We start from the raw sequence: 22,220 nt of genomic DNA, 5'->3' as shown, positions 1-22,220 counted from the left end.
CGGCCATGAAGCAGAGGGAGCTGATGAACCGGTATGTCGAACGCCCCGCCATGTGGCTGCGCGATTCCTCCGCCCGGGTGAGGCACTATCTGCCGATCGCGGCCGAGGACGAGGTTCTGCAATCCGTCATCGAAGGTTTGATCCGCAGGCAGCTGAAGTATATCGGGATCGATCCCTACACCGGCTATATGCACGAGGGCTTCCGTAAAGACGACCCTTCGTCGTTTACGAGACCCTGGTTTGCGTGGGCGAACAGCTTGTTCGCGGAATTCGCCGTACGCCTTGCGGAAGATTCGGAACCGGAAAGGAAGGACTGACAGATGAAAAACATTCGGATTGAAGCGGTCGTGGACGGAAAGCCGGCCTATAAATCGGTTTCGCAGCTCATCATGGGCTCGACCGATTTCCTGCGGAGAGACGATATGGATTATATCCACGCCATGTTCGGGGCTTTCCTCGAAGCAGGCGGCAATACGTTCGATACGGCCCACCAGTACGGCGGGTGCGAGCAGAAGATCGGCAGATGGCTCGAAGAAACGGGAAAGCGGGCCGAAGTCGTCATCATGACGAAAGGCGCGCATCCGAACGATCCGGAGCCCGGCAACCGCGTCGCGCCGAAATTCATTCACCGGGACGTGCAAGAAAGCCTGGAGCGGCTTCGCACCTCCTACGTGGATCTCTACGCGCTTCACCGTGACGATCCTTCCGTAGAAGTCGGACCGATCATCGAAGCGCTGAACGAGCACGTGGAAGCGGGACGCATTCACGCGATCGGCGCGTCCAACTGGAGCCATGAGCGGATCCAAGCCGCCAACGACTACGCGAAGGCGCACGGGCTGGTCGGCTTCACGTTCAGCAGCCCGAACCTGAGCCTGGCGAAGTGCCGCGTGCCGCGTTGGCCGGGCAGCATCTCGGCGGGTCAGGACATGATCGCGTGGCACCGGGCGAACGGGTTGCCGCTGCTGTCCTGGTCGTCGCAGGCCGGCGGATTTTTCTCCGGGCGTTACTCGCCCGACAATCTGCAGGACGAAGAGATGGTGAACGTTTACTACACGCCGGAGAACTGGGAGCGATACCGCCGCGCGACGGAGCTTGCGCAGAGCAAGGGCGCTTCGGCGATCCAGATCGCGCTGGCGTACGTGCTTCACCAGACGTTCCCGACCGCCGCGCTTATCGGGCCGGAGACGCTGCCGGAGCTCCAGTCGTCGATCCGGGGCATGAGCTACGAGCTGACGGAGAGCGAGATCAACTGGCTGGATTTGGTCGCCGACCACATTTGACGGGGGGATTCGGACATGCTGCATAAGTTTGCCGCCCAGCTGTATACGCTGCGGAACGAATTGAAAAAGGACTTCTACGATACGTTGCGCACCTTAAGCAAAATGGGCTGGAAAGCGGTGCAAATCGACGGATTGCACGGGTACCCGGCAGCGGAAATCGCGGCCGTCCTGAAGGAAACGGGCTTGTCCGCAGCAGGCATGCACGTCGGCCTGAACCGGATGACCCGCGAACTGGACGCGGTGCTCGAGGAAGCCCGGCTGTTCGGGACGCCTTACTTCTTCAATCATTATCTCGAGGGCGAGCTGCAGAACGAAGCCGGTTACCGGTCGGCCAAGCGCCAGTTGCTGGAAGTTTCGGACAAGGTGAAGCCGCTCGGCTTCCAGGTCGGGTACCACCACCACGAATTCGAGTTCGAAACTGAAGTGGACGGCATGCCGGCGCTCGACTTCGTACTGCAGCCGGAGGACGGCCGCGCTCTCGTTCCGGAGATCGACACCTATTGGGTGAAGTTCGCCGGCCGCGATCCCCTCGAATACCTATCGAAGTTCCCGAACCGGATCCCGATCCTGCATTTGAAGGATATGGCCGGGGACGGAAGCAAGGCGTTCACCGAGCTCGGCAACGGCGTCATCGATTTCGCGCCGATTCTTCGTTGGGGAGAAGCGAACGGAGTGCAATGGTACTGCGTGGAGCAGGACGATTGTCCGGGCAGTCCGTTCGTCAGCCTGGAGACGAGTTTGAACCATCTGAGGACGATCACGGGGAAGTGATCGTCCTTTCCGCCAATCGGTTTGCCGTTCGGAATTCGCCAGCGGCGCCTGCCTGTTCACGAGGAATGGCGGCCATGTCCGCCAGTTCCGCGAGACGATCGACGCGGGCATGCTCGGCGTCAATCTCGGCGTTCCCGCTCCGATGGCGTTCTTCCCGTTCTCCGGCTGGAAAAAGTCGTTTACGGCGATTTGCATGCGAATGGGAACGACGGCGTGGAGTTCTATACCCGTAAATAAATGGTCACCGCGCGCTGGTAAAGCGAGCGTTTGACTCCGAAGGAGGAATCGGCGTTGTCCAAATGGATCGTGGCTCCGGCGGCCGAACCGGACGGGGAAGGCAACTGGCTCGACATCACGCCGGAATCGGCCGGCTGGAGCTATGTCGGATTTCAGGTCGTCCGTCTGACCGAAGGGCAAATCTTCAAGCGGGAGACCAAGCATCGGGAAGTATGCCTCGTGCTGCTCAGCGGCAAGGCGGACGTCGTCACAGCCGGGCGCGAATGGCGGGGTATCGGGCAACGGATGAACGTCTTCGAACGGATTCCGCCCTATTCGGTGTACGTGCCGAGCGGCGACGGTTATGTAATTCGCGCCCTTACGGACCTTGAGGTCGCGGTCTGCTCCGCGCCCGGGCGCGGCGGCCATGAAGCCCGCCTGATCGCTCCCGACCAAGTCGGTTCGGAGACGCGGGGGTATGGCAACATCGAAAGACGCATCCACAATATCCTGCCCGAGCAGGAACCGGCCGACAGCTTGCTGGTCGTGGAGGTATTCACCCCGAACGGGCATTGGTCCAGCTACCCGCCGCATAAGCACGACCGTGACGCTCTTCCCGAGGAGTCGCTTTTGGAGGAAACCTATTATTTTCGCATTCAGCCGGAGCAAGGGTTCGCGATTCAACGCGTGTATACCGATGACCGTTCCTTGGACGAGACGCTGGTCGTGAAGGACGGCCAAGCCGTGCTGGTGCCGCGGGGCTACCATCCGGTATCCGCTCCTCCCGGGTACGATTGTTATTACTTGAATGTCATGGCGGGTCCGGTCCGCACGTGGAAGTTCCATAATGACCCGGATCACGCGTGGATCATGGCAAAGCCTGCCCAGCAGCGATGAATCGGGCAGGAAGGGGGATGGCGCGATGAAAACCTATGATGCCGTCGTTATCGGGGACGCGAACATCGACCTGCGTCCGTGGTCAGCGTCACATGGAATGAACACTTTCCATGATCAGGCACTACGGTTCTGTACGAAATTTCATATAGAAAATTACCGAAGGCGATAAATATGATCAATCTGTACGAAAAATCATACAGAATCTGTTCTATCCGCCCGAATCCCCACGATTCTAATCGAAATTTCATACAGATTCAGATTTACGGGCAGGCCCGTCATCTGACTCGCTTCGTTCGATTCTTCAGAGCCCTTCGCCGAGTCGGGAATCATGAATCGTGGTTTGTTAAATGTTCCGCCGTAGAAAAAAAGGAGCCTCGCTGCCGCGCGGCTCCTTGATCGCTGATCGTCTCTTCTTCAAACACCGGCTTCGCGCGGAGCCGGAACCGGGACCCGCTGCCAAGTCGCCGGAATCAATGCCTGAAGAGCCGACCTCGCGGCCGGCTCTTCTTCATGCCTTAATCTTCGATCACGCGCGCTTCCGCGAACGCGTCGCGGTACTTCTCGAAATCGGCCGATTTGCATTCCAGCCTCAGACGTGTGCCGTTCTCTTCGTACTCGGTTGCCATCACGCGCGCATGTTCGTTGAAATACGAGGTGACGCGTCCCTGATCGTATGGAATCAGCACTTCGCAGTGCACGTAGTCGCCGAAAATGCGGCCCTTGATCATGGAGATCAGCTCGTCGATCCCGCGGTTCTCCCGGACCGAGAGGTAGATGCGGTCCTCTTCCGTCCGCGGATAGGTTTCCTCCGTCAAATCCGCCTTGTTGAAGGCGTAGAGGGTCGGAATCCCGGACGCTTTCAGTTCCTTCAGGGTCTCCTCGGTGACTTCGATCTGCCGTTCGTACTCGGGGTTGGAGCAGTCGACGACATGCACGAGCAGATCGGCTTCGGACACTTCCTCCAGCGTAGAACGGAAAGCTTTGATCAGATGATGGGGCAGCTGGCTCACGAAGCCGACCGTGTCCGTCAGCAGGAACGTCTTGCGGTCGGGCAGGTCGATGCTGCGGACGGACGTTTCCAGCGTGGCGAACAGCATGTCTTGGGCGAAAACCTGTTTGTTCGAACCCGGATGGAACTTCCCGATCAGGGCGTTCATGAGGCTCGACTTGCCCGCGTTCGTGTAGCCGACGAGGCAGACGACGGGCACTCCCGTCTTGTGCCGCTGCTTGCGCTGGACTTGGCGGCGGGCGACGAGCTTCTCCAGCTCGTCCTCGAGCGCGGAAATCCGTTCTTCGATCCGCCGGCGGTCGAGCTCCAGCTTTGTTTCTCCTGCGCCCCTGTTGCGCAGCCCGGCGCCGCCGCCCTGCCGGCCGAGCGATTCGCGAAGGCCGACGAGGCGGGGCAGCATATACTGCAGCTTGGCGACTTCGACTTGAAGCTGCGCTTCCCTCGTTTGGGCCCGTTCGGCGAAAATGTCGAGAATCAGGATCGTCCGGTCGATCACTTTCCGTTCCAGATCCGCTTCCAGGTTGCGGATTTGCGAAGGAGACAGTTCGTCGTTGAAGATGACGGTCTGCGCGCCGGTCGCCTCCGCAAGCTCCGCGAGCTCCTTGATTTTCCCGGTTCCGACGTAATGGGAAGGGGTCACCCGGTGGGCGTTCTGGCTCAGTTCGCCGACCACTTCCACGCCGCACGCCGCGGCCAGGCTGCGCAATTCTTCCATCGAATAAGCGAAGTCGGGCCTGTCGTTCAAGTTGACCCCGACGATCACGGCTTTTTCCTTTTGTTGTTGTTCCACAGGTCGTTCCTCCTCTGCGGGGGGGCTCGAAATCATTAAAAAACACAGGCAAGCTGCCTGTGTTCGCATCGTCGCAGAAGAAGCTCAAGAAGAGCAGGAAAGTCCGTTAAGTACGGATTTGGCGCGGCAATTCACCGTCCTCGGGCGATGGCGCGCATCGTCTCCGCGAACTGCCGATTGCATTCCGATCCGTAACTTCCAAGACGTATCCCGGGTTGCCGCGTGACGGGCAGACCTATCCTGAGTCCTCTGCGCACAGGCAGAGCTTTGTCGCGGTACATTAGGCGCGCAAAGACCGAACCCGGATAGACTGAATCACACGTAACCCTCCGTTCCTTCAAAGTAAGTCGATCTTACCACATGGATTCAGTTGAAGCAATAACCCGATCTTCTGGGGAGAGCGCGAGATCCGGCGGCTTCCTCAGTTCGCGGACATCCTCTGCTCTCCATCTTATGAAGCGCCTTTAGATGAAGATTTATGTTAAGTTTAATAACACAAATGTTCAGGTAATAAAAGTTTTTCAAGCAAATTTCGACGTTTGTGTTATATAATATAACATAAACTTACGTCATAGGAGGCCGTCATCATGGTAGGCGCAAGAGTCCTGAAAACCTGCTTGGCCGTGATGGTCTCCGTTCTGATTGCCAATAGCTTGCACTTGCACGCCTATCAATTCGCCGGCATCATCGCGGTTCTGTCCGTGCAGCCGTCGCTGCACCGTTCCTTAAAGAACGGCATCCGACAGCTTGCGAGCGCGGTCATGGGAGCCCTGATCGGGTCGGTCGCCCTCTTCGCCGCGGGTGATTCCTTTCTCACGATGGGCATCGTCACGTTCCTGCTGATGGGGCTCCATGTTCGGATCGGGTGGACGAACTCGCTGCTCGTTTCGGTCGTGATCGCGATCAATACGATGGGGGCGCCCGGCCTTCCGTTTTGGGAATCGGCACTGAATCCGATCGCGCTCGTGCTCATCGGCACCGGCATGGGAACCTTGATCAATCTGGTCCATAAACCCGTGCACCAGGAGCGGGCGGAGGTGCTCCTCACCCAGTCGGAGGGGATGCTTCGGGCGCTGCTCTACTACATGCTGCTCGACTTGGAGAACGGACGGGTCACGTCTTACGTTTCGATCAAAGAGCAAATCGACGAAATCAACGGGTATTTGAAGAAGGGCAAGGAAATTTCCGGGCTCGTGACCGAGGATCGCAAATACCTGAAAACCGCGTATAAAAACACGTCGAACATTTTCCAAGCGTTCGAATCGATGCTGGCGCGCATCGACGACATGGCGAAGGTACTGACCCTGACCGATCCGAGCGAGGAAGAGATCGCGTTCACGGCCAAGGCGCTGAAGCTGCTGATTCGCTTGCAGGAGCAGATCGTTTCCGGCAAAAAGCCGAATCTCGCGAGTTACAAGCGGGCGCTAGAGCGCAAACGGGCGCTCATGTGGAACGGATCCGGCGAGTCGGAAGGGTTTTACAACCTGTACGGCATTATGATCGATTACGCTAGGGAAATGGAGCGTTTTCTCGTGGAAAACGCGGGAATGGTCAAGAGACAGCTGTCCTACACGTCCATTGACCGGCCCGGCCTCATCGCCGAAATTTCCGACATTCTCGGCAGGCACGGCTTCAACATTACCGGCGTTTCGATCCGCGTGAACGGCGAATTCGCGACGACCACGATGGAGGTCGCCGCCCGGGATGAAGCCGGACAGGAAGACGCGGTGCGGGACATCCGGAAGGTCCGCCACGTGCTGACGGCGAAGCTTAGATGATGAGGCTTCTGTTCGGGCGCAAAAGCAACCGGCCGATCCGGAACGCGCCCGGATGGCCGGTTTGCCATGTCATTGCAGCTTCGGAGCCGCGTACGGGAACTGACTGGAGTATCCGTTGAATTGCTGGTACGCCTGATCCAGCTTCTGCTGCTGCTCCGCTTCCAGCTTGTAGTGGCCTTTGCGGAACATGAGCTCGAACATTTCGTATTGGCACTGATGCGTCTCGTTCAGGATCGTCATGATGTCCTGGTGGAGGGCCGAGTGGCTGGCCTCCCGGGCGGCTACGTTGAAGCTGTCGGTCAAATATTTCTCCAGAGCCAGAATATCGTTGACGCGGTCGCGGTCGTTCATCTCCGGTCCTTTGACCTTCGGCTCGCCGGCCGGTTTGGGATTCTGGATCGTTTGCGGGTTCTGGTTCATGCTCGGCCTCCTGTCATTGTTGAAGCTGCGGGACGCTCTGCATCGCTTGGGTGTTGTTGTTCTGCAGATGCTTAAGCAGCACGGTGTAGTGGTGCTGATGCATTTGACCGGCTTTGTCGAGGGCCGTCCGGATTTCCTGGTCTTGGCATTCCTTGGCGAAATGGCTGCATTTCTTCATGGCGAGAAGCTCCCACGACAGCATGTCCTTCAAGTATTGGCTGTCTTTGGTCGTGATGACTTGCGGAGGTTTGGGCATCACGGCGGCGTTCTGCTGCATAGGGGGTTGCATTTGCTGCATATTCGGTCTCCTTTGGGTCGCGGAATGCGGAATGTAGCCTTATTGTTCCGCCTTTCGGCCCGGAAAATTCCATTCGGCATCCGATTTTCCATTCGCTTGAACCTTAGTCGGATACCGGCAGCGAGATGACGAATTTCGTTCCCTCGCCCGGCTCGCTCCGAACGGACACCGTTCCGTTCATGGAACGGATGAGTTGATAGGATACCGTGAGGCCCAATCCGGTGCCGTTGTTTTTGGTCGAAAAATAGATCGTTCCGAGCCGCTTCAGCTGGCCTTGGCTCATGCCGACGCCGTTGTCGTGAATGGCGATTCTGGCATGATGGTTGTCCCGGTCCAGATGAATCGAGACCTTCCCTTTGGAGACGTTGGCGCAAGCTTCGATGCCGTTTTTGATGAAATTGATGAGCAGTTGCTTGATTTCGTTGGGATTCGCGGCAATGCGGATTTCCGTCTCCGCTTGGAGCCTTTCGATCGTGACGTTGTTCATATTGGCGTATGGTGTCATGATATCGATGACGGAGTCGAGTTGAAGTCCCAGTTCGATTCGTTCCCGGGATTGCAGGGCGGGTTTCGAAACGGAAAGGTATTCGGAGAGGATGGCTTCCGTGCGTTTGATCTCATCCAGGCTGATATCGATGAAATAGCGGATTTTTTCTTTGGGGACGGAGCCGTCTCGGATTAATTTCAGAAATCCCATGACGGCGGTAAGAGGATTGCGGACCTCATGGGCGAGAGACGCGGCGACATGGCCGATCGTCTCGACTTTCTCGTTCTGAAGATAGTTCAAGTAGAGCTCTTTATCGGAAATCGCCTTGTGGAAAAGCGTAAGGAGGAGCCATATCCCCAAGCAGTTTTGAACCGGTATGATCAGAAGGTGATAGGACAGATGCTTCAGCATGTATGGCCGTTCGAGCACGAGCAACACCCCCATGGGGATGGCCGAAAAAACGATCCCCGCCGCGAAGCTTATCCATTTTCGATGGTCGGAACGGCAGTACAGGATAGACAGCAAGACGGACGCGGGATACGTGATCGCGACGATGACAAGTGCGGGCAGCAATCCGTCGCCGCCCAGCAGGATCCGGTAAACGAGGAATTCGGCCAACAGAATCAATCCTGTCGCCATGCCGCCGAATACCATGCCGAAGAACATGATGACGTAGCGGATGTCGAAGATGAATCCGTCCTGCACGCTGGAAGGAAACGTCATCGACAGCAGCAAGCAGACCGTGCATGTCAGGTTGATAAACCGTTTCGAGTAGGTGACCGCCCGGTCGCGATAGTAGATGTTAAAGAGGACGAAGGGCATCAGGGCGAACAGCAATTGCAGCAGAACGTCATTCGCATACATCAACATCCGGGTCACCCTATGCCGCGTATTCCATTACTTATTCGATAAGTGACCTGAATCTCCCTTCTTCGGAATGAGCCGAGAGCCTGATCGAAAAACATTCCATTACGGGAATATCCCTGACCGGAGTTGAACTTGAAAGGGTTCTTCTCTGCTTTTATTTGCTGCGCCGATCCGGCGAAAGGGCTCCCTTGCGGCATCGTCAAGCCATACATGGTATAATGCGGGATAAGAACCAGACGACGGAGGCCGACAATGCTCAGTTTCGAACAGAAGCTCGCGATCGCGGATTCATTCCCCGAGCTGCAGCGCAAGGACGTGTCTCTCGGACGCGTCAATTACCATTACGAAGAGAGCGCCTACGATAAGAAAACGGTGGTCTACCACCTTCATCCGAACGGCAACGGATTCGTTTACGCGGGTCAATTGGACGGCTATGAAACGGATGACAAGGGCTTCGTCAACATCCGTGATTTTGGCGCGGAAGAGCTTCGGGCCGTCATCGGCCAGTCGATCCTTTCCTTGTCGGGGCAGCCGGAAGGCGCAGGCGTGTCCCCCGGGCGGGCGCGCTCGGGCAAAGAGCGGTGGGCAAACGCGAAGAACCAGGAGCTGACGCTTGAGTTGGATGACGAAGACGGCATGTGGTACGTCTTCTCCGGATTGAATTTGGACGCGGCCTTCGACACGTACGAGGAAGCCGCGGCTTATCTTCGGGAAGAAGGGTTCGCCCGCTCGTAAAGGGAGATCGGTTATGGCCAAGCAAAAATATTACGTCGTATGGGTAGGCAACGCCCCGGGCATCTACGACAGCTGGGCGGCATGCAAAGCGCAAGTGGACGGATTTACCGGCGCCAAATACAAATCGTTCGACTCGCGAGCGGAAGCGGAACGAGCATACAAGGACGGTTGGAAACGCGCGCTGACGGCCGGACAGGCGGAAGGGAAGAAGGCGGCTTCCGGATCTCCCGGCACGGCGCCTCCCGTCGATTACGACAGCATTTCGGTCGACGTGGGAACGAGCGGGAATCCGGGGCCGATCGAGTACAAAGGCGTGGATACCCGGACGGGAGAAGTGATTTTCTCATACGGCCCCATCAGCAAAGGCACGAACAATTTGGGCGAGTTCCTCGCCATCGTGCACGCCCTCGCTTACTTGAAAAAAACGGGCAGCGACAAAACCGTGTACAGCGATTCCCGTACCGCCCTCAAATGGGTCAAGGAGAAGAAGGTCGCCACGAATCTCGCGCGCGACGAGTCGACCCGGGAAGTGTGGACACTCGTGGATCGTGCGGTTCAGTGGCTGCAGACGAACAGCTACAAGAACAAGCTGCTCAAGTGGGAAACCTCCGAATGGGGGGAAATCAAGGCCGATTACGGCAGAAAATAACATCCGGAACAGGGCCCTGCTCATGACGCATTGTCGCGTCGGAAGCAGGGCTTGTTTGGTTTGGAGGGCATTGAATTGTGACTTACAGCTGTCATGGTCAACGGTTCTGGAGACCCTAACGTCGAGGAATTTGCCAGGGCGGTAGAAGCTTTATGCAGTTTGAGCTATGCGGTGAGTATGTCTTACAAAAGCGGCGATGTACCGCCTGGATATTACGAATATACGGTATTTCCGCTTGAGGGTGTGTGGGACTTGCTGAATTGGACCGTGCCTGCGGCAGACAAAAACAATTTGAAGTACAGCATCATGATACGCCCGGATCGTTCGCGCAAAACGGGGATAATGGATGGAATAACGGTAGCATGCAACGTTGATCACGGGGGGAGCTCCAGTTGGAAACCCGCATTCTCTCCATCGGTGGAAAGGAAATCCCGATCACCAGCCCGGACCTGCTGCTGTGGCCGCAGCAGGGCATCACGAAATGGGACTATCTCCGGTATTTGCTCGCGGTCGCGCCTTTCATGATCCCATACACGAGGGACCGAATGCTCATGATTTGGCGTTATCCGGAGGGCATAGGGGGCCGCCGAATCGAAGAGCGTTCCATCCATGGGAGCGCTCCGGATTGGGTGTCCCGCACCGTCTACAACGGGAAGGAAAGAATCCTGCTCAATGATGCCGCCGTGCTGGCGTGGGCCGCGAGCCGCGGCGCGCTCGAATTCCACGTTCCTTTCGATCGTCATGACCGCAAGGATTATCCGACGGAGCTCGTGTTCGATCTGGATCCTTCGGAGGGCATGGATTTCGGAGTCGTACGGAAGGTAGCGGAAGAGCTGCGCAAGGTGCTGGACTCCTTATCCTTAAGAAGTTTTCCGAAAACGTCCGGAGCGACGGGCCTCCAGATTTTCGTGCCGATCGCTCCCGTCTATACGTTCGAACAGACACGGCAGCTGAATCGGTTCATCGCCGAGTACATGCTTCGGCATATGCCCGAAACCATTACGCTGGAGCGGGTCCCGAGCCGTAGAGGCGGCAAGCTCTACTTCGATTATTTGCAGCTGTGGCGAGGCCGCACGATGGCGGCGGTTTACTCCGTTCGGGCCAGGCCGGAGGCTGCGGTATCCGCCCCCGTCACGTGGGAAGAAGTGAAACTCGGCTTTCGCCCGACCGATTTCACGGTCGCGAGCATGCCCGCTCGTCTGATGAAGACGGGAGATTTATTCCGATTCGTTTCTGGCGTTACGGATCGGCTGAATCAGAGGCTGGACCCCATCCTGGATTTCGTTCGAGGTCATACCTGAGTCGTGTCGGGCGGAGCTGTTACGCCATCGTTTTGGCGTGCGCTGCATGCGGTTCCGGTAACGGGAGAACACTATCCGCATCCCGAACGGCAGGAGGATACGAGATGTTCATTTATGGACAGGATATACCGCTGGACGATGTCAGGTCCGAGGAGACGGCGGATTCGGGTTCGGGGCGGACGGTGGAGCCGGCGGAGTTTGCGTTCGTGTACGGGAAGGATATGGATCCGGAGCAAGCGGGCGAGTGAGCCTGCGGCGCAGAAAGGTGGTTAACCATGGGAAAGCTGCTGTATATTACGGCGAATCCCAAAGCGATCGAGCAGTCTTATTGTCTATCCGTCGGGCTCGCGTTTATCGAAGCGTACCGGAAGGAACGGCCGGAAGACGAAATCATCGATCTGGACCTTTATCAGATCCGGATCCCTTATCTCGATACCGATGTCTTCAGCGGGTGGGGCAAACTCCAGCAGGGCAAAGCGTTCGACCATTTGTCGGGCGACGAGAAGGATAAGGTCGCGAGAATCAACGATCTGACGGACCAGTTCATCTCGGCGGATAAATACGTGTTCGTTACGCCGATGTGGAATTTCAGCGTTCCTCCTCGGGTAAAGGCTTATATCGACACCATTTGCATCGCCGGGAAGACATTCCGCTATACGTCGAACGGCCCGGTCGGACTTCTCGGGGACAAGAAGGCCGTGCATATTCAGTCTCGAGGCGGCGTGTACTCCGAAGGACCGGCGAAGGAAATGGAGTTCGGGGACCGTTATTTGCGCGCGGTTTTCCAATTCATCGGGATCAAGGACGTGGAATCCGTGATCGTGGAGGGCATGGCCCAAATGCCGGATCAGGCGCAGTCGATCAAGGAGAAAGCGATCGCGAGAGCTCAGGAAGCGGCTCGCAGATTCGCGAGGGAACCCGTCCGGGCGTAGAAACAGACGGAAGGAGGGATCCGCCCTGGCATCCACGAGACAGCACCAAGAGGCTCACGGCATCGGGCAGACGGAGAAGCAGCTACGTCAGCAGTCCGAGGCGGCTGAAGCCATACAAGGCGAGAGCGAGCTCGACCGCGAAGTCGCGGAGGCGAGCCGCCGGCAGCATACGGAGCTGGACGAAGTGATCGAGTCTTAAGGCATGTATGAGCGGCCCGCAGGATGAAGGCTTCAAGCAAGCTTTCGTTCTTGCGGGTCCTTTGGGTTTCAGGGGAAAATTTCACGTTATTGATTTCCGCTCGTCCTGCCGAGTATTGGCGGAGAGACGCTAATCGGCGAGTGGTCATGCGAAATGGTTGAAATAGCGGCGGAGAGACGCTAATCGGGGCGTGGTCATGCGAATTGGCCGAAATAGCGGCGGAGAGACGCTAATCGGGGCGTGGTCATGCGAAATGGTTGAATTAGCGGCGGAGAGACGCTAATCGGCGAGTGGTCATGCGAAATGGTTGAAATAGCGGCGGAGAGACGCTAATCGGGGCGTGGTCATGCGAATCGGCCGAAATAGCGGCGGAGAGACGCTAATCGGGGCGTGGTCATGCGAATAGGCCGAAATAGCGGCGGAGAGACGCTAATCGGCCCGTGGTCATGCGAATTGGCCGAAATAGCGGCGGAGAGACGCTAATCGGGGCGTGGTCATGCGAATTGGCCGAAATAGCGGCGGAGGGACACGAATCGGCCGAAATAGCGGCGGAGAGACGCTAATCGGCCCGTGGTCATGCGAAATGGTCGAAATAGCGGCGGAGAGACGCTAATCGGGGCGTGGTCATGCGAAATGGTTGAATTAGCGGCGGAGAGACGCTAATCGGCCCGTGGTCATGCGAAATGGTTGAAATAGCGGCGGAGGGACACGAATCGGCATGTAATCATGCGAAGATATCCCTCCGATCCGCCCGGGAGCGAGCTGATATAACCAATGAACGGCCTTCTTGGCCGTTTTTTGCCGATTCTTCTATGGCATCCATTTACATCGCTTTGATTATGAGAACGCTTTACTTTTACAAAATGAGCATATATAATCATAATCGCGAACAATAAATCATTAAATGAGCATAAAACGTCACAACACTTCCGATTTATGATTCCGAAGGGGAGGTGGAGGCTGTCTTGCTGTTCGAGGAAGAACGAAAGCGGCAAATCGCGGGTTACGTCCAGGAGCGGGGCCGCGCATCGGTGCCGGAGCTGGCGGAACGATTCCAGGTGTCGGAATCCACGGTGCGCCGGGATTTGAGGGATCTGGAGGACGCGAAGCAGCTCCGGAGAACGCATGGAGGCGCGGTCGCGCTCCAGCAGGACGGTCCGGAACCTTCGTTCGTGGAGAAAGAAGACCGGTTCCGCGCGCAGAAGGAAGCGGTCGCCAAACAGGCGGTCTCTTTCATCGAGGAAGGCGATACGGTATTCCTGGATTCCGGGACGACGACGTATTATTTGGCCAAACTATTGAAAAGCTTTCAGAAGCTGACCGTCGTCACGAACTCGAACATGGTCGCCCAGGAGCTGAGTCAGGTCAAGCAGCTTCACCTGCTGCTCACGGGCGGGACGCTGCGCCACGAGACGCAGGCGATGGTCGGCCCGCTCGCGGATCGCGCCATCGGTTCCCTGAAGGTGGACAAATTGTTTCTCGCCATCAACGCCATCGACGCCGAAAGCGGGCTTACGACGCCGAATCTGACGGAAGCGGAGACGAAGCGCAGCATGATGCGGTCCGCCAGGCAAGTGATCCTCGTCACCGATCACAGCAAATTCGGGAAGGTGTCCTTCGCCAAGGTGGCTGACCTATCCGAGATCCATCATTGCGTCGTGGACGACGAGGTCGCACGCGAAGTGGTCCAGGAAATGGAAGCGGAAGGCATCAAAGTCACAATCGCAAGGAGAATCGACAAATGAAAGCCGTATACACGGTTACGATGAATCCGGCCGTGGACAAAACCGTAACCGTCGAACATTTTGCCCTCGGACAGCTGAACCGGATTCAAACGGTAAGAACCGATGCCGGCGGCAAAGGCATTAATGTAGCCAAAGTGCTGAAACGGTTTTCGATTCCCGTCGTCGCTTGGGGGATTACAGCCGGGCGCGGAGGCAGCGTGATCCAGGAGAGACTTCAAGAGGCCGGCATCCCCTCCGTCCTGCTGCAGGGGGAGGGAGAGACGCGCACCAACCTGAAGGTCGTAGACGAATATACGAAGCAAACGACGGAATTGAACGAAGCCGGGTTCCGCCCGGGTGAGGCTTTGCAGGACGAATTCGTCCGTCAGTTCGAGGCGAAGCTGCGAGAGGCCGAATTGGTCGTGCTGGGAGGCAGCTTGCCGCCCGGAGTGTCGCCCGACTTCTATCGCAAGCTGATCGGAATGGCGAACCGGGCGGGCGTGCGAACGATCCTGGACGCGGATGGCGAGGCGCTTGCGGAAGGCATCGAAGCGGCGCCGTACGCCTTGAAGCCGAACATCCACGAGCTCGAGGCGCTGCTCGGCACCGCGCTGACGACGGACGATCAAATCGTCGGTGCGGCGAGAGGGCTCATCCGCAAAGGAATCTCGCAGGTGCTCGTCTCGATGGGCGGGGAAGGTTCGATCCTCGTCACCGAAGGGGAGGCGTACCGGGCCCGGCCGTTCCCGATCGTGCCGCTAAGCACGGTAGGAGCCGGGGATTCCATGGCCGCGGTGTTGGCTTACAGCCTGCTGAACGGAATGAACCCGGAACAGACGGCAAGAATGACTTCCGCCGCGGGTACGATCACCGCATCCAAGCCGGGCACGGAGGTTGCAACGCTGGAAGAAGTGCGGCAATCGCTGGAACGGGTCGATATTACTCGAATTTCAACCATGAACCCCCTTAAGGAGGAGTAAACGATGGCGAAGAAAATCCTTGCCGTAACCGCTTGTCCGACCGGTGTCGCCCATACCTACATGGCGGCCGAGTCGCTGGCCAAAGCCGCGAAAGAGAAGCAGGTCGAGATCAAAGTGGAAACCCGCGGAGCGGTCGGCGTCGAGAACGAATTCACGGAGAAGGAGATTGCGGAGGCGCATGCGATTATCGTGGCCGCGGATACGGACGTGTTGGAATCCCGTTTCGAAGGCAAACCGGTCGTGAAGGTGCCCGTCGCCCAAGCGATCAAGGATCCGAACGGATTGATCGACCGGGCATTGGACATGAAAGCCGCGGATGCGGACGATTACCTCCGGCAGGTGGAGAAGACGAAGGCGAACCGCAGCGCCTCCAGGTCCGGTCCCTACAAGCACTTGATGACCGGCGTGTCCCACATGCTTCCGCTCGTCGTGGCGGGCGGCCTGCTGATCGCGATTTCCTTCATTTGGGGAATCAAGGCGTTTGAGGTAGAAGGAACGCTTCCGGCCGCATTGATGGCCATCGGCGGCGGTACGGGCGCATTCGGGCTCATGGTGCCCATTCTTGCCGGTTTCATTGCCTTCTCGATCGCGGAGAAACCGGGGCTCGCACCCGGACTCGTCGGCGGGATGATGGCTGCTCATACGGGTGCAGGATTCCTCGGAGGCATCCTGGCCGGCTTCCTGGCGGGCTACTCGGCGCTGTGGCTCAAGAAAGCGATCAAGCTTCCCCGCAACCTGGAGGGCTTGAAGCCGATTCTGCTCATCCCGCTGCTCGCGACGGCGTTCACCGGACTCATGATGGTATACGTGATCGGGGAACCTGTGAAAGCGATTATGGACGGACTGACGGATTGGCTGAAATCGATCGGCTCTGCGAACGCGGTTCTGCTCGGCTTGCTGCTCGGAGCGATGATGGCCTTCGATATGGGCGGTCCGGTGAACAAAGCGGCGTACACGTTCGCGGTCGGCCTTACCGCGAGCCAGGTTTACGGTCCGATGGCCGCGGTTATGGCCGCGGGGATGACGCCTCCGCTCGGCCTTTGGCTCGCGACGCTGATCGCCCGGAAGAAATTCACGCAAGAAGAGAAGGATGCCGGCAAATCGGCCGCCGTGCTCGGAATCTCGTTCATCACGGAAGGCGCGATTCCATTCGCGGCGAGCGATCCTTTCCGCGTCATCCCATCCATTATGGCGGGCTCCGCGGTGACGGGTGCCTTGTCCATGCTGTTCGGGGCTACGCTGAAGGCGCCCCACGGAGGGATCTTCGTGCTCGCGATCCCGAACGCCGTGACGAACCTGGGGCTGTACGCGCTGGCGATCGCGATCGGTACTGTCGTTACCGCGCTCATGATTTCGATTTTGAAAAAAACGGTGAACTAAGTCACCACCCAGGAGGGCATTGCGATGAACGTAAGCGAACTTCTGAGCGAACAAGCGATCTTGATCCCGCTAGAAGCGGCGGATAAATCCGAAGTTATCGGGAAAATGGTGGACGCGCTGGCCGCTTCCGGCTGCGTAACCGATTCGGCCGCGTACCTCGCGGCGGTCACGAACCGGGAGAAAACCGGTTCCACGGGAATCGGCTTCGGCGTCGCGATTCCGCACGGCAAATCCGCAGGAGTCGGCAAACCCGGCCTCGCATTCGCCAAACTGGCGCAGCCCGCCGACTGGGACTCGCTGGACGGTCAACCCGTCTCCGCGGTGTTCATGATCGCGGTCCCGGAGGCGGCGGCCGGCAACGAGCATTTGCAGATTCTGATTGCCATTTCCCGCAAACTCATTGACGAAGATTTCCGCAGCCGTCTTCTGGCCGTACGCGAGCCGGCCGAACTGACCCAGCTGCTGCAGACCATCTAATAGACAGGGAGCGACGCGTCATGGTATCCAAACAAGCCACGATCCGGAACGCGGCGGGCTTTCACATTCGCCCCGCCCAGCTGTTCACGGAACAGGCGGGCAAGTTTCAATCTCAAATCAACATCGCGGTAGAAGCGAATGGCGTGCGTGCAGACGGCAAAAGCATTCTCGGGCTCATGACGCTGGGGCTTCAGCAGGGCAGCGTCATCACGATAACCGCCGACGGCCCGGACGAGTCGGAAGCGCTGGAGGCTCTCGTGTCGCTGGTTGAGAGCGGCTTCGGAGAAGCATAATGGACACGGTGAGAGGTAAGCCGGCGGAAATCCGGATTGGGGGATTGGGCGTCTCGGAAGGCGTCAGGGTCGGGAAGGCGTTCGTCTATGCTCCGGTCCGGCTTGAAGAAGCCGAAGAGACGAAAACGGACGCCCCGGATCGCGAGATCGCCCGGCTTCACGAAGCCAAGGCCCGTTGCCTGCAAGACTTGGAGCAGCTGATCGCGCAGACGCAGGAGAAGCTCGGGGAAGAGAAGGCGGTCATTCTGAAGGGGCAAGTCAGCATGCTGAACGACCCCGTCTTCTTTCCGCCCATGGAGCAGCTGATCCGGCAGGAGCAGTGGTCGGCCGCGGCCGCCGTTCGGAAAGTCACCGAGCGTACGGCGGGCCTGTTCGAGAGCATGCCTGTCGAGTATATGCGCGAGAGGGCCGCCGATGTCCGGGACATCGGCGGCAGGATGCTGACGTACGTAATCGGCCGGGAAGTGAGCCGGTTGTCCGATATCCGGGAGGAAACGATTATCGTCGCGGATGATTTGACGCCGTCGGACACGGTTCAGCTGGACCGCCGGTTCGTGCTCGGCTTCGTCACGCGGATCGGCGGGAAAACGTCCCACACGGCCATCCTGGCTAACTCGCTCGGAATTGCCGCCGTCTTGGGAGCGGGCAGCGGTATCGATTCGATCCGTACCGGGGACTTACTCGTCATCGATGGTACGACCGGCGAGTGCGTGATCCATCCCGATCCCTCGACCGTAGAAGCCGCCCGCGAGAAAATGCGCCTGCAGGAGGAGAGCCGGCAGCAGCTGCAAGCGTACGCGAATCAAGAAGCGGTCACCGTGGACGGATTCCGCGCCGAAATCGCGGCCAATATCGGCACGCCGGAGGAAGCTGCGGGTTTGCCGGAGCAGGGCGCGGAAGCGGTCGGCTTGTACCGGACCGAATTCCTGTTCATGAGCCGAAGCGCCATGCCCGACGAGGAGACGCAATTCCAGGCTTACAAGCAGGTCGCGGAATCGATGCAGGGGCGACCCGTGATTATCCGGACGCTCGATATCGGGGGCGACAAGGAGCTGCCCTATCTGGAGCTGCCGCATGAGCTGAATCCGTTCCTCGGGTATCGCGCCATCCGCCTGTGCCTGGATCGTCCCGAGCTGCTGAGGACCCAGCTTCGCGCGATTCTGCGGGCCGGCGCGTACGGCACGCTGAAGATCATGTTCCCGATGATTTCGGGTCTGCAGGAGTGGAGGCAGGCGAAAAAGATGTGCGAAGAGGTCCGCGCGGAGCTGCATGCGGAGGGAGTGCCCATCGCGGACAAGGTCGAGCTCGGCATCATGGTCGAAATCCCCGCCGCGGCGCTGCAAGCCGATCGGTTCGCCCGCGAAGTGGATTTCTTCAGCATCGGAACGAACGACCTCGTCCAGTATACGGTGGCTGTTGACCGGATGAACGAACGGGTGTCCGGCCTGTACGATTATTTCCATCCTGCGGTCATTCGGCTGATCAAGCAGGTCATCGATGCGTCGATCCTCCACGGCAAGTGGACGGGCATGTGCGGCAGCATGGCCGGGGACCCTCTAGCCGCTCCGCTTCTAGTCGGTCTGGGACTCCACGAGTGGAGCATGTCTCCGTCCGCGATCCGCAAAATCAAACGCGAGATCACCCGGCTGAACGCCGCCGAATGCCGGACTTTGGCCGAACGGATCCTGGACATGGATACGGCGGCCGAAGTGCGGGAGGCGCTTGAAGCGTTCCGCGCTTAATCCATCCGTCATCGCCCCGGCCGCAGAAGGACGGGGTGAACGGACGGGGTCGGAAGTTCCAATTTCACGATTTTGCTTTTCCGCGTTTGCTTTTCCCGATGGAATGTGTTACGATGACATTGCTTCAAATTTTGACCTGAACTCGCATATTGTAGAGGGTTATGGTTGGGGCGAATAACCTTGTACAATATGTGAGTTTTTTATTTCTGCCGAAATAAAGAAGTCATGTACGGGAAAAAAGGAGGTGTACTGCATGTCGCAACAAGGAACGGTAAAATGGTTCAACGCCGAGAAAGGCTACGGCTTCATCGAAGTCGAAGGCGGCAACGACGTATTCGTTCACTTCAGCGCAATCGTCGGCGATGGCTTCAAGAGCCTCGACGAAGGCCAGCGCGTTGAGTTCAGCGTCGTCCAAGGCAACCGCGGCCCGCAAGCCGAGAACGTGGTTAAGCTGTAAGACCGATCGCGATTCAACGGGAAGATCGCTTGTGATCCTGCTTTCCTGGCGGGAGACCAGGCGATCTTTTTTTTTCTGAGATTGACCGTTCGGTTAGTCCGCCCCCTTTCGGCGCTTGTTTTACATTTTCGGGGTATTTTGGCGGTTCGGGGGCATGCTAGGGAGGAAGGGGGCGATTCCCATGTATTCGCGCAAAAAGACGTTCGAAGAGCTGCCGGAGGAAATGACCCCTGTCTGGTCGTGCACCCGGGAGAATTGCAACGGCTGGATGAGGGTCAATTTCTCCTTTGCCGCAGAGCCGGTCTGTCCTAGATGTCATTCCCCCATGGAGAGCGGCATGAGAAGCTTGCCTGTTCTCGTCAACACCGCCGCGATCCGAAAATATTCGAAATAGGATTTCCGATACAGGAAAACCCAACCCTCGCGGGGTTGGGTTTTTATCTGCCTTCCAGAGCGGAGCGGGCGACTATTTCGTGATCCACACGGGCGTTCCGACCTTGATCTTCTCGTAGAGCCAGCGCACGTCCTTATTGTGCATGCGGATACAGCCTTTGGATACGTATTTGCCGATGGATTTCTCATTGTTCGTTCCATGGATCCCATAGGCATAGGAAACCTGATTGCCGATCTTCACCTTCAAGCCGAGCCACCGGTCCCCAAGCGGATTCCTCGGGTCGCCGCCTTTGATTTTCTCCTTGTAGTACGGCCGGTTTTTGATCTTCTCGCGGATCGTGAACAGGCCTTCCGGCGTCGGGGTTTTCTTCTTCCCGGTCGCGACGGAGAATTGCTTCACCAGCTTTCCGTTTTCATAATAGCGGAGCACGTTATCGGAATTGTCGATGACGATGAATTGCTCTTCTTTTGCGTATTTGTCCGGAAGCGGCACGGACCCCGCCTGTACGGCGGCGATCGGGATGAAAAATAAGGCTAGGACGAGGAAGACGGCTCGAAAAACGGCGGAATTGATCGCAAGAACCTCCCTTCCTCACTATATATGCGGGAGGGGGTCTGGACCATGAGGGCGGCGTGCCCGATGCGGGCAACAAAAAAACACGCTGACCGACAGGGTGTCGGACAGCGTGCTGAAAAGGGAGGGAAAGGTTGGTTACAGAACCCTTCTGGCCGTAATGTAACGGCTGCTGTACTTGCTGAGGTCGCCGATTCGGATGCCGTTGATGTTCTTGCCGATCGTGTTGTGGATGAATTTGCCGTCCCCGATATAGATCCCGACGTGGTTGACTTGTCCTTTCACGCTTACGCTGAAGAACACGAGATCGCCGGGCTGCAGGTCGCTTTCGGCCACGTACTCGCCTTGCCGGCTCTGGGCGCGCGAGCTCCACTTGAGGTTAATGCCTTGAGACGCGAAGACGTATTTCGTAAAAGAGGAGCAATCGAACGTATAAGTGCTCGGATCGTTCACTCCGAATACATAGTGAACTTTGCCCTGCAGGGATTTCGCGAAGTTCACGATCTTATCCGCTTTGGAAGAGGCGGTCGAGTATGCCGATGTGGAAACCGTCCCGTCTGCCGCGGCGAATGCCGATCCGGCTCCGGCGCCGAACAGCTGCGCAGCGAGCAGGGACAGGCCGAGGACAGAAGCAAGGAACAATTTATTTGCCAATTTTGGAAATTTCATAATCGTCCTCCTGTTGACTGGATTTGTCGTGACAGGACAAACTATAACATGCTTTCTGGGCGTTATGTTGAATCTGAACCGATTCTCATCTTCCAAACTCAGCCATCGGAACGCCGAATCTCCTCGAATAAAGCGTCGGTGTTGCCTGTGGAGGGCGGCAGCTGCAGCTTCAGCAGGGCGAGGATTTGTTCGGCTTGGCCCCGGGTCAGCGGCTGTGCCGACTCCGTCAATTCATATCCGATCTGGCCGTTGATTTCGATCGTCGCGGTCCGGATATCGGAGAGATTGGAGATTCCGATCTCCCGGAAACGCAGCTCCAACTGTTCCGTCGTCATGCGCAGCTTGGTCAGGTTGCGCCGGATGATTTGTCCGTCGCGTATGATCAAGGTGGGCCGTCCGATGATGACCCGTTCGACCCATCGGAATTTCAAAGCGAGGAACTGAAAAGCAAGCAGAATAAGGATGAAGAGGGAAATGCACACGAGTGTCTTCCAAAGCTCGTTTTCCGTCACGGCATGTCCGATGATCGTGCCGATCGCCAAGACGGTAACCATTTCCAGCGTGGTCATCTCCGCCATCACTTTCTTGCCGGCCAGGCGGAGAGCGGCAAATCCGAAGACGATGACGCACGCTGCCTCGTACATGAATGAGAACACGGAAGAAGTCCTCCTAAGCGCTATGTATTCGTTTATGATGCCCAATACGAAGAAAAAAACCGACCCTTAAGGGCCGGTGCTCGGGTTCAGCAGTTGCCTTCGTTCTGGGCAGGCCGCGGTTTCTTGGGCCTTCTGTCCGCGTTCTCGGACCATTTGTCGCCGAACTGGTCCAGGCGGGATGGAGAGGAAGCCGGGCCGTCGTTGTCCGGTTTATTGTTGCGTCCCGTCATGCACGTCACCTCCGGG

The 22,220-nt window shown here is 57.8% G+C and carries 26 protein-coding genes and 1 pseudogene; 19 read left to right on the top strand and 8 right to left on the bottom strand.

What is annotated here, in order from left to right; translation table 11 throughout:
* The first annotated feature begins 5 nt into the window (after positions 1–5).
* The 5 genes and pseudogenes from GE107_RS16065 to iolB all read left to right on the top strand — a co-directional run bounded on the left by GE107_RS16065 (position 6) and on the right by iolB (position 3,164).
* Entirely contained in the window at positions 6–317 is a 312-nt protein-coding gene (locus GE107_RS16065) for a glycoside hydrolase family 125 protein (RefSeq protein WP_219640999.1), read from the top strand.
* A 3-nt stretch (positions 318–320) separates the two neighbouring features.
* Positions 321–1,280 carry an aldo/keto reductase gene (locus tag GE107_RS16060; protein WP_219640998.1) on the top strand — a complete coding sequence of 320 codons (960 nt, stop codon included), beginning with the start codon at positions 321–323 and terminating at the stop codon, positions 1,278–1,280.
* 15 nt (positions 1,281–1,295) lie between these two features.
* Positions 1,296–2,051 (top strand): sugar phosphate isomerase/epimerase family protein, encoded by a 756-nt coding sequence (locus GE107_RS16055; protein ID WP_219640997.1) that lies wholly within the window; start codon positions 1,296–1,298, stop codon positions 2,049–2,051.
* Between the two features lie 25 nt (positions 2,052–2,076).
* Positions 2,077–2,288 (top strand): annotated as a pseudogene (locus GE107_RS16050) (aldehyde dehydrogenase family protein); the annotation flags it as partial.
* Between the two features lie 54 nt (positions 2,289–2,342).
* The gene (gene iolB, locus GE107_RS16045; RefSeq protein ID WP_219640996.1) at positions 2,343–3,164 is read left to right on the top strand and encodes a 5-deoxy-glucuronate isomerase; all 822 of its coding nucleotides are present in this window, start codon (positions 2,343–2,345) and stop codon (positions 3,162–3,164) included.
* A 515-nt stretch (positions 3,165–3,679) separates the two neighbouring features.
* Here the strand turns inward: iolB and hflX are convergent.
* Positions 3,680–4,963, bottom strand: a complete 1,284-nt coding sequence (hflX, locus tag GE107_RS16040; protein WP_370636438.1) for a GTPase HflX — start codon at positions 4,961–4,963, stop codon at positions 3,680–3,682.
* Positions 4,964–5,550: 587 nt separating this feature from the next.
* Between hflX and GE107_RS16035 the strand changes: the two genes are divergently transcribed.
* Positions 5,551–6,741 (top strand): aromatic acid exporter family protein, encoded by a 1,191-nt coding sequence (locus tag GE107_RS16035; RefSeq protein WP_219640994.1) that lies wholly within the window; start codon positions 5,551–5,553, stop codon positions 6,739–6,741.
* A gap of 69 nt (positions 6,742–6,810) precedes the next feature.
* On the opposite strand, the gene GE107_RS16030 is transcribed toward GE107_RS16035, so the two are convergent.
* From GE107_RS16030 to GE107_RS16020, 3 genes are all read right to left on the bottom strand, one after another.
* Entirely contained in the window at positions 6,811–7,161 is a 351-nt protein-coding gene (locus GE107_RS16030) for a spore coat protein (protein ID WP_219640993.1), read from the bottom strand.
* A 13-nt stretch (positions 7,162–7,174) separates the two neighbouring features.
* Positions 7,175–7,459 carry a hypothetical protein gene (locus GE107_RS16025; protein ID WP_219640992.1) on the bottom strand — a complete coding sequence of 95 codons (285 nt, stop codon included), beginning with the start codon at positions 7,457–7,459 and terminating at the stop codon, positions 7,175–7,177.
* Positions 7,460–7,562: 103 nt separating this feature from the next.
* Complete coding sequence (locus GE107_RS16020; protein ID WP_255570527.1) at positions 7,563–8,816, bottom strand: ATP-binding protein; 1,254 nt, start codon at positions 8,814–8,816, stop codon at positions 7,563–7,565.
* A gap of 249 nt (positions 8,817–9,065) precedes the next feature.
* On the opposite strand from GE107_RS16020, the gene GE107_RS16015 reads away from it, so the two are divergent.
* The 13 genes from GE107_RS16015 to GE107_RS15955 all read left to right on the top strand — a co-directional run bounded on the left by GE107_RS16015 (position 9,066) and on the right by GE107_RS15955 (position 20,076).
* Positions 9,066–9,548: a hypothetical protein gene (locus GE107_RS16015; RefSeq protein WP_219640991.1), complete on the top strand. Its 483-nt coding sequence runs from the start codon at positions 9,066–9,068 to the stop codon at positions 9,546–9,548.
* A gap of 13 nt (positions 9,549–9,561) precedes the next feature.
* The gene (gene rnhA, locus GE107_RS16010) at positions 9,562–10,197 is read left to right on the top strand and encodes a ribonuclease H (RefSeq protein ID WP_219640990.1); all 636 of its coding nucleotides are present in this window, start codon (positions 9,562–9,564) and stop codon (positions 10,195–10,197) included.
* A 392-nt stretch (positions 10,198–10,589) separates the two neighbouring features.
* A complete protein-coding gene (gene ligD, locus GE107_RS16005; RefSeq protein ID WP_219640989.1) occupies positions 10,590–11,498 on the top strand; it encodes a non-homologous end-joining DNA ligase in 909 nt (302 codons plus the stop codon).
* 104 nt (positions 11,499–11,602) lie between these two features.
* Positions 11,603–11,746: a hypothetical protein gene (locus tag GE107_RS16000; RefSeq protein WP_219640988.1), complete on the top strand. Its 144-nt coding sequence runs from the start codon at positions 11,603–11,605 to the stop codon at positions 11,744–11,746.
* A gap of 27 nt (positions 11,747–11,773) precedes the next feature.
* Positions 11,774–12,430, top strand: coding sequence for an FMN-dependent NADH-azoreductase (locus GE107_RS15995; RefSeq protein ID WP_219640987.1), 657 nt, complete (start codon positions 11,774–11,776; stop codon positions 12,428–12,430).
* A 1,164-nt stretch (positions 12,431–13,594) separates the two neighbouring features.
* Entirely contained in the window at positions 13,595–14,374 is a 780-nt protein-coding gene (locus tag GE107_RS15990) for a DeoR/GlpR family DNA-binding transcription regulator (protein WP_255570526.1), read from the top strand.
* A complete protein-coding gene (pfkB, locus tag GE107_RS15985; RefSeq protein ID WP_219640986.1) occupies positions 14,371–15,333 on the top strand; it encodes a 1-phosphofructokinase in 963 nt (320 codons plus the stop codon). The genes GE107_RS15990 and pfkB overlap by 4 nt, the downstream gene beginning before the upstream one ends.
* A 3-nt stretch (positions 15,334–15,336) precedes the next feature.
* Entirely contained in the window at positions 15,337–16,713 is a 1,377-nt protein-coding gene (locus GE107_RS15980) for a PTS fructose transporter subunit IIC (protein ID WP_219640985.1), read from the top strand.
* 24 nt (positions 16,714–16,737) lie between these two features.
* Positions 16,738–17,190, top strand: coding sequence for a PTS sugar transporter subunit IIA (locus GE107_RS15975; protein ID WP_219640984.1), 453 nt, complete (start codon positions 16,738–16,740; stop codon positions 17,188–17,190).
* Positions 17,191–17,210: 20 nt separating this feature from the next.
* Positions 17,211–17,483, top strand: a complete 273-nt coding sequence (locus tag GE107_RS15970; protein ID WP_219640983.1) for an HPr family phosphocarrier protein — start codon at positions 17,211–17,213, stop codon at positions 17,481–17,483.
* Positions 17,483–19,225, top strand: a complete 1,743-nt coding sequence (gene ptsP, locus GE107_RS15965; protein ID WP_219640982.1) for a phosphoenolpyruvate--protein phosphotransferase — start codon at positions 17,483–17,485, stop codon at positions 19,223–19,225. Before GE107_RS15970 ends, ptsP begins: the two co-directional genes overlap by 1 nt.
* Positions 19,226–19,478: 253 nt before the next feature.
* Positions 19,479–19,682, top strand: a complete 204-nt coding sequence (locus GE107_RS15960; RefSeq protein WP_219640981.1) for a cold-shock protein — start codon at positions 19,479–19,481, stop codon at positions 19,680–19,682.
* A gap of 181 nt (positions 19,683–19,863) precedes the next feature.
* Positions 19,864–20,076, top strand: a complete 213-nt coding sequence (locus tag GE107_RS15955) for a cold-shock protein (protein WP_219640980.1) — start codon at positions 19,864–19,866, stop codon at positions 20,074–20,076.
* A 72-nt stretch (positions 20,077–20,148) separates the two neighbouring features.
* On the opposite strand, the gene GE107_RS15950 is transcribed toward GE107_RS15955, so the two are convergent.
* The 4 genes from GE107_RS15950 to GE107_RS15935 all read right to left on the bottom strand — a co-directional run bounded on the left by GE107_RS15950 (position 20,149) and on the right by GE107_RS15935 (position 22,204).
* Complete coding sequence (locus GE107_RS15950; protein ID WP_370636437.1) at positions 20,149–20,568, bottom strand: L,D-transpeptidase; 420 nt, start codon at positions 20,566–20,568, stop codon at positions 20,149–20,151.
* A 219-nt stretch (positions 20,569–20,787) separates the two neighbouring features.
* On the bottom strand, positions 20,788–21,318 hold the full coding sequence (locus tag GE107_RS15945; protein ID WP_219640979.1) for a C40 family peptidase: 531 nt from the start codon (positions 21,316–21,318) through the stop codon (positions 20,788–20,790).
* Positions 21,319–21,416: 98 nt separating this feature from the next.
* Positions 21,417–21,974, bottom strand: a complete 558-nt coding sequence (locus GE107_RS15940) for a DUF421 domain-containing protein (RefSeq protein WP_219640978.1) — start codon at positions 21,972–21,974, stop codon at positions 21,417–21,419.
* Positions 21,975–22,060: 86 nt separating this feature from the next.
* Positions 22,061–22,204, bottom strand: coding sequence for a hypothetical protein (locus GE107_RS15935; protein ID WP_219640977.1), 144 nt, complete (start codon positions 22,202–22,204; stop codon positions 22,061–22,063).
* Positions 22,205–22,220 lie beyond the last annotated feature (16 nt).

It is taken from the genome of Cohnella sp. CFH 77786 (assembly GCF_019400745.1).
In the GTDB taxonomy this organism is placed as follows: domain Bacteria; phylum Bacillota; class Bacilli; order Paenibacillales; family Paenibacillaceae; genus Cohnella.
The sequence above is the reverse complement of the archived record's forward strand: the minus strand, read 5'-3'. Positions and strand labels throughout refer to the sequence as shown.